The sequence below is a fragment of the Mycobacterium sp. TH-M103 genome, from assembly GCF_057473785.1.
On sequence record NZ_JBYCLG010000327.1, the window covers coordinates 1 to 7,012 of the forward strand.

Consider the following 7,012-nt stretch of genomic DNA (forward strand, 5'->3'; position numbering starts at 1 on the left):
GGCAGCTCGGATCGGTTCTGGCCCCGTCGTCTAGCGGCCTAGGACGCCGCCCTCTCACGGCGGTAGCGTGGGTTCGAATCCCATCGGGGCTACAAAAACCGTTCACCGGTCACTCGCCGGCCGATCCCAGCACGGCCGGTGCGGTGGAACCGCCCACCGGCATGTGCGGCAGGCCGAGCTTGCGGTGGTCCCACGAGCGGGCGCGGCGGGGGACGACGCGCACGCACACCCGCTTGTTCATCATCTGCTCGACGAACGGCTTCATCTCGTCGGTGTAGGGGCCGGTGTAGCGCTCCCACACGCTGACCCCCACGCGGTGGGAGACCTCGGGGTCGTCGATGATCTCCGCCACACCCTCGAAGGAGACGCCGCGCAGGGTGTCGTAGGTGTGCCCGTCCTCGATCAGGAAGCTGACCCGCGGATCCCGCCGTAGGTTGACCGCCTTCTGCGACTTGGCTTTGGTCTCCAGCCAGATCTCGCCGTCGACGACGGCGTACCACATGGCGGTCAGGTGCGGCTGGCCGTCGGAGCCGACGGTGGCCAGCGTGCCGGTGCGGCTCTTGACGACGAAGTCGGCGATCTCGTCCTCGGACATGACGATGCTCGCGCGCTGATTGGTTCCCATGGGTAGTCAGTCTGGCAGGCGCCGCCCGCGCAACCCGCTGCGAGTCCGCACTCGGCGATTCAGAGCCGACGGGTCATCGCCTCGGCGGCCGCCAGCAGGTCGGCGGCCCAGCGCACCCCGGGGCGCCGCCCGATCCGGTCGATCGGCCCGGACACCGATATCGCGGCGACGACGACCCCGCGGCCGTCGCGCACTGGAGCCGACACGCTGGCCACCCCCGGCTCCCGCTCGGCGACGCTCTGCGCCCAGCCGCGCCGGCGCACCTCGGCCAGTGTCCGGTCGGTGAATTTCGCCATCGGCAGAACGGACTTCTGGGTCGCCGCGTCGCTATGGGCTAGTAGAACTTTGGCCCCCGATCCCGCCGTCATCGGCAACCGCGCCCCGACCGGGACCGTATCGCGAAGGCCGGCAGCCGGTTCCAGAGCGGCCACGCAGACGCGCGAGGTGCCCTCGCGGCGGTACAGCTGGACGCTTTCGCCGGTGGTCTCGCGCAGTTCGGGGAGCACGGCCGCGCCGGCGGCCAGCAGGGGATCGTGCACGCGGGTCGCCAGTTCGCTGACCGCGGGTCCCAGGCACCAGCGCCCGTCGTCGTCGCGTGCCACAAGGCGGTGCACTTCGAGGGCAGCCGCCAGCCGGTACGCGGTGGCCCGGGGCAGGCCGGTGCGCTCGCAGAGTTCTGCTAACCCGCATGGCGATTCGGCAAGGGTGTGCAGGACGCCCACCGCTTTGTCGAGGACGCCGATGCCGCTATGCTGTCTCACGAAGAGATATTAGCGTCTCGTATAGTGAGATCACCAGCCCGGATCGGGCGGCGGGGCGCGGACGAGGCGAATCGAGACGAGGGCGAGATGGAATCACAGATCAAGGCGGCTCACGCGGGCACGCCGCGCACCCTGGCCGAAAAGGTTTGGGACGACCACGTTGTGGTATCCGGTGGCGGTCCAGAACAAGGCGGGGCGCCCGACCTGATCTACATCGACCTGCATCTGGTGCACGAGGTGACCAGTCCCCAGGCCTTCGACGGCCTGCGCCTGGCCGGCCGCCCGGTGCGCCGGCCCGACCTGACGCTGGCCACCGAGGACCACAACGTGCCCACCGTCGACATCGACAAGCCGATCGCCGATCCGGTGTCGCGCACCCAGGTCGAGACATTGCGGCGCAACTGCGAGGAATTCGGGGTCCGTCTCTACCCGATGGGCGACATCGAGCAGGGCATCGTGCACGTCGTCGGGCCCCAGTTGGGGCTGACGCAACCGGGAATGACGGTCGTCTGTGGCGACAGCCACACCTCCACCCACGGCGCGTTCGGGGCGCTGGCCATGGGCATCGGCACCTCGGAGGTCGAGCACGTCCTGGCCACCCAGACGCTGCCGTTGCGTCCGTTCAAGACGATGGCGGTCAACGTGGATGGTCGGCTGCCCCACGGCGTGGCCGCAAAAGACGTCATCCTGGCGCTGATCGCCGAGATCGGCACGGGCGGCGGGCAGGGCCACGTCATCGAATACCGTGGCAGCGCGATCGAATCGCTGTCCATGGAGGGCAGGATGACGATCTGCAACATGAGCATCGAGGCCGGAGCCCGGGCGGGGATGGTGGCGCCGGACGACACCACCTACGAGTTCCTGCGCGGCCGGCCGCACGCGCCGACCGGTGCGGACTGGGACGCCGCGATGCGGTACTGGCAGCAGCTGCGCACGGACCCCGGCGCCGTCTTCGACACCGAGGTACACCTCGATGCAACGTCGTTGAGCCCGTTCGTCACTTGGGGAACCAATCCCGGCCAGGGGGTGCCGTTGGCCGCTACCGTCCCGGATCCCGAGCAGCTGGCCGACGAGGGCGATCGGCGTGCCGCCGAGAAAGCCTTGGCGTACATGGACCTTCAACCGGGCACTCCCATGCGCGACATCGCGGTCGATGCGGTGTTCGTCGGGTCGTGCACCAACGGCCGTATCGAAGATCTGCGTGCGGTGGCCGACGTGCTGCGCGGCCGCAAGATTGCCCGGGGGGTTCGGATGCTCGTCGTGCCCGGCTCGATGCGGGTCCGCGCACAGGCAGAAGCCGAAGGGCTGAATGAGATTTTCACCACAGCGGGGGCGGAATGGCGGCAGGCCGGGTGCTCGATGTGCCTGGGAATGAACCCGGATCAGCTCGCGCCGGGGGAGCGGTGCGCGGCGACGTCCAACCGCAACTTCGAAGGCCGGCAGGGCAAGGGCGGCCGCACACATCTGGTTTCGCCGGCCGTGGCCGCGGCCACGGCGGTTCGCGGAAGATTGTCCGCGCCAGCGGACCTGAACTGAACGACTGACAAGGGGACGAGCATGGAAGCCTTTCGCACCCATACCGGTATCGGCGTGCCGTTGCGGCGCTCCAACGTCGACACCGACCAAATCATTCCGGCGGTCTTTTTGAAGCGTGTCACCCGAACCGGCTTCGAGGACGGGTTGTTCGCCACGTGGCGCTCGGATCCCTCTTTCGTGCTGAACCTCAGCCCCTTCGACCGGGGCTCAGTTCTGGTCGCCGGACCCGATTTCGGGACGGGCTCGTCGCGCGAGCATGCGGTGTGGGCACTCATGGACTACGGATTCCGGGTCGTCATCTCCTCGCGCTTCGGCGACATTTTCCGGGGCAACGCGGGCAAGTCGGGCCTCTTGGCGGCAGAAGTTTCCCAGGACGGCGTCGAACTGCTCTGGAAGCTCATCGAGCAGAGCCCGGGGCTGGAAATCACTGCCAATCTTCAAGATCGAAATATCATCGCTGGAACGGCGGTGCTGCCGTTCAAGATTGACGATCACACTGCCTGGCGACTGCTCGAGGGACTCGACGATATAGCCCTTACGCTGCGGAAACTCGACGAGATCGAGACCTTCGAGGCCACCCGCCCCGAGTGGAAGCCGCGCATTTCGCCCACCCGATGAGGCCGTGCCGGGCGCCGAATTCGGGCCCCGTCGACCGCGGCGGCCAAGCCGATTTCGGGGGTGCCCCACGAGTCAAGGGCGGCAACCGGATTGCGAAATTGACGCTCGGCAGGCCCTGAAATTGCGCGTGGCTCTTGGAAATTTGCCCGGTGAAGGTTTACCGTGTCCACTAGTCGGTTCCCGAAAACGAGGACCAACGGCTTCGGAGGGTATGGATGAACAAAGCAGAGCTCATTGACGTGCTCACAGAGAAAATGGGCTCGGACCGTCGGCAGGCCACCGCCGCCGTCGAGAATGTCGTCGACACCATCGTGCGTGCGGTGCACAAGGGCGACAGCGTCACCATCACCGGGTTCGGTGTTTTCGAACAGCGTCGGCGCGCGGCGCGGGTTGCCCGCAATCCGCGTACCGGCGAGACGGTGAAGGTGAAGCCCACGTCCGTCCCGGCATTCCGGCCCGGTGCCCAGTTCAAAGCGGTTGTCTCTGGGGCGCAGCGCCTCCCGGCGGAGGGTCCCGCCGTCAAGCGCGGTGTCGTAGCCGCGGGTGCGGCCAAGAAGGCGGCGGCGAAGAAGGCCCCGGCCCGCAAGACGGCCGCCAAGAAGACCGCCGCGACCAAGGCCCCGGCGGCGAAGAAGGCCGCGACCAAGGCTCCGGTCAAGAAGGCCGCCGCGACCAAGGCCCCGGCGGCGAAGAAGGCCGCGACCAAGGCTCCGGTCAAGAAGGCCGCGGCGACCAAGGCTCCGGTCAAGAAGGCCGCGGCGACCAAGGCTCCGGTCAAGAAGGCCGCGGCAACGTCGCGGCGCGGCCGCAAGTAGGCAGTCCACAGCGGAAACCCTTCGGGGGCAGCGATGCCCCCGAAGGGTATTCGCGTCTCAGGCGCGCACGTTGGCGGCCAGCGCGCCGCCGATGTGGTCGGCCGCCGTCAGCCGTCCGTCCGACAGCGACAGCACCCAGGTGCTGCCCTTGTGGTTGCGCGCCTTGTCGGGCTTGAGGCCATCGCGTTCGCACCACCAGGCGATCAGATCGGGAATCACCTTGCCCTGGGTGCAGATGACAGGGGTCCCCGGTTGCGCGGCGATCTGCAGGACGCGCTCGCGGCCGCGATCCCGGTCCGCGGCGTAGGACTCCTCGGTCAGGGCGGTCTCGGAGTGGATGGGCACGCCGAGTTCGGCCGCAAGCGGTTCCACCGTCTGGTGGCAGCGCACCCGGTCGGCCGCGTAGACGTCCGTGGCGCCGAAAGCCATCAGTTGCGGGACCAGCGCCTCGGCCTGGGCCCTGCCCCGCTTGTCGAGCGGCCGCAGGGCGTCATCGCCGGCGAAACGTGATTTGCTGCCCGCGGTGCCGTGCCGGACCACGAGCACCGTGTGGGTGTCTGCCGGGTCCTTGGCGAAGCGGCGCAACACTTTCCGGTCGTGTGGGTAGCTCACCCTGGCGATGGCGTCGGCGGCCGGCAGCCAGATCAGCTCGTCGACCTCCTTGCCCGGCGCGAACTCGCCGCCGGTGCTGCGTGCCGCCCAGTAGTACACCTTCTTGGTGCCTTGGGAGATGGGGTAACTCACCGAGGTGAGCCGCCGGCCGAGAACGGCGTGGTGACCGGTCTCCTCGCACACTTCCCGCACCGCGGCCACCGGCGCCGTCTCACCGGGGTCGACTTTGCCCTTGGGCAGCGACCAGTCGTCGTAGCGGGGGCGGTGGATGACGGCGATCTCGACGCCCGGGCCCGACGCACAGGGCCGCCACAGCACCGCGCCCGCTGCGTAGACGATCCGGCTCCCCGGGCGCCGATCGGCGGGCGGGGTCTGGGTCGGCAACTTCGCTCCTGCAGGTCAATTCGGCTGGGCGTGGTCGCCCCCCGGTGTGACCTGGAAAGCTACCACACGGCCTCAGGAGCTCCGGTGCCGCTCCATCAGCCACTCCTGGTGGTCGCGAACCGTGTGGCCGTCGTGCGGCATCGCCGTCCATTGGCCGTCGGCGCGCAACTCCCAGCAGCGAGTGGACGGATCCAGAGCGGACTCGAACAGGTCGTTCAGCTGCGGGGTGAGCTTGGGGTCCTTGACCTGAGCCAGCACCTCGACGCGCCTGTCGAGGTTGCGGTGCATCATGTCGGCGCTGCCGATCCAGAACTCGTTGATGTTGCGGAAATGGATGATCCGCGAATGCTCGAGGAAGCGGCCGAGGATCGAACGGACGACGATGTTCTCGGAGAAGCCTTCCGCGCCGGGGCGCAGGGCGCAGATGCCGCGTACCACTATCTCGACCCGCACCCCGGCCTGCGACGCGCGGTAGAGCGCATCGATGACCTGCTCGTCGACGAGTGCGTTCATCTTTATCCGAATCCGCCCGCCACCACGCTCCTGGTGCGCGGCGATCTCGCGGTCGACGCGTTCGATGATGCCGGTGCGAATTCCGTGGGGAGCCACCAAAAGGTTGCGGTAGGACAACTTACGCGAATAACCGGTCAGCGAGTTGAACAAGTCGGTCAGGTCCGCGCCGATGTCGGGGGCCGCCGTCAGCAGCCCGATGTCCTCGTACAACCGCGCCGTCTTGCTGTTGTAGTTGCCCGTCCCGATGTGGCAGTAGCGCCGGATCGCCGAACCCTCGCGCCGCACCACCAGGCAGGTCTTGCAGTGCGTCTTGAGCCCGATCAGCCCGTACACCACGTGTACGCCCGCCTGCTCGAGTTCGCGGGCCCACCGGATGTTGGCCTGCTCGTCGAAGCGCGCTTTGAGCTCAACCAGTGCCACCGCCTGCTTTCCGGCCTTGGCGGCCTCGATCAGCGCGCGGACGATGGGCGAGTCGCCCGAGGTGCGGTACAGAGTCTGTTTGATCGCCAGCACGTCGGGGTCGGCGGCGGCCTGCTCGATGAAGCGCTGCACGCTGGTGGAGAACGAGTCGTAGGGGTGGTGCACCAGCACGTCGCCTTCGCGCAGCGTCGAGAAGATGCTCCTGGGCGTTTCCCGGTCGGCGAAGGCGGGATGCGTATCGGGAACGAACGCCGCGTCTTTGAGGCCCGGGCGGTTCAGGCCGTAGATCTGCCACAACGACGAGAGGTCGAGAAGACCGGGCACCTCGATGACGTCACCGGGGTGCACGTCGAGTTCGCGCAGCAGCAACTCGAGCATGCTCTCCGTCATGTCGTCGGCGATCTCGAGGCGCACCGGCGGACCGAAGCGCCGGCGCGCCAGTTCCCGCTCCATCGCCTGCAACAGGTCCTCGTCGCGGTCTTCCTCGACCTCCATGTCGGCGTTGCGGGTGATGCGGAAGGCGTGATGCTCGACGATCTCCATGCCGGGGAAGAGCTCCGGAAGGAAGGCCGCGATCAGTTCCTCCATCGGCAGGTACCGCACGACGTCCGGGCCGTCGATTCCCCATTCGGGGCTGTCGAGTTCGACGAAGCGGTCGACGTTGTTGGGCACCTTCACCCGGGCGAAGTGCTGGCTGCCGTCCTCGGGTTGCCGCACGCTGACCGCCA

Annotated in this window: 7 protein-coding genes and 1 tRNA gene; 4 read left to right on the plus strand and 4 right to left on the minus strand. The window is 68.1% G+C overall.

All coding sequences use genetic code 11. From position 1 onward, the window contains the following. The first annotated feature begins 19 nt into the window (after window positions 1–19). Window positions 20–92, plus strand: a tRNA-Glu gene (locus tag AC2VOR_RS18200). Window positions 93–109: 17 nt separating this feature from the next. On the opposite strand, the gene AC2VOR_RS18205 is transcribed toward AC2VOR_RS18200, so the two are convergent. Further along, window positions 110–625 carry a PPOX class F420-dependent oxidoreductase gene (locus AC2VOR_RS18205; protein WP_486964258.1) on the minus strand — a complete coding sequence of 172 codons (516 nt, stop codon included), beginning with the start codon at window positions 623–625 and terminating at the stop codon, window positions 110–112. A gap of 59 nt (window positions 626–684) precedes the next feature. Further along, window positions 685–1,386 (minus strand): IclR family transcriptional regulator, encoded by a 702-nt coding sequence (locus tag AC2VOR_RS18210; RefSeq protein WP_369739584.1) that lies wholly within the window; start codon window positions 1,384–1,386, stop codon window positions 685–687. Between the two features lie 87 nt (window positions 1,387–1,473). Here AC2VOR_RS18210 and leuC point away from each other — a divergent pair, with 87 nt between their 5' ends. The 3 genes from leuC (at window position 1,474) to AC2VOR_RS18225 (ending at window position 4,355) form a co-directional block, all read left to right on the plus strand. After that, on the plus strand, window positions 1,474–2,922 hold the full coding sequence (gene leuC, locus AC2VOR_RS18215; protein WP_369739583.1) for a 3-isopropylmalate dehydratase large subunit: 1,449 nt from the start codon (window positions 1,474–1,476) through the stop codon (window positions 2,920–2,922). 21 nt (window positions 2,923–2,943) lie between these two features. After that, entirely contained in the window at window positions 2,944–3,540 is a 597-nt protein-coding gene (leuD, locus tag AC2VOR_RS18220; protein ID WP_369739582.1) for a 3-isopropylmalate dehydratase small subunit, read from the plus strand. A gap of 215 nt (window positions 3,541–3,755) precedes the next feature. Beyond that, window positions 3,756–4,355: an HU family DNA-binding protein gene (locus AC2VOR_RS18225; protein WP_486964259.1), complete on the plus strand. Its 600-nt coding sequence runs from the start codon at window positions 3,756–3,758 to the stop codon at window positions 4,353–4,355. Between the two features lie 57 nt (window positions 4,356–4,412). On the opposite strand, the gene mutT1 is transcribed toward AC2VOR_RS18225, so the two are convergent. Then, on the minus strand, window positions 4,413–5,351 hold the full coding sequence (mutT1, locus tag AC2VOR_RS18230) for an 8-oxo-(d)GTP phosphatase MutT1 (protein ID WP_369739580.1): 939 nt from the start codon (window positions 5,349–5,351) through the stop codon (window positions 4,413–4,415). A 72-nt stretch (window positions 5,352–5,423) separates the two neighbouring features. Beyond that, a partial coding sequence (gene ppk1 / locus AC2VOR_RS18235) for a polyphosphate kinase 1 (RefSeq protein WP_486964260.1) occupies window positions 5,424–7,012 on the minus strand: 1,589 nt, incomplete at its 5' end.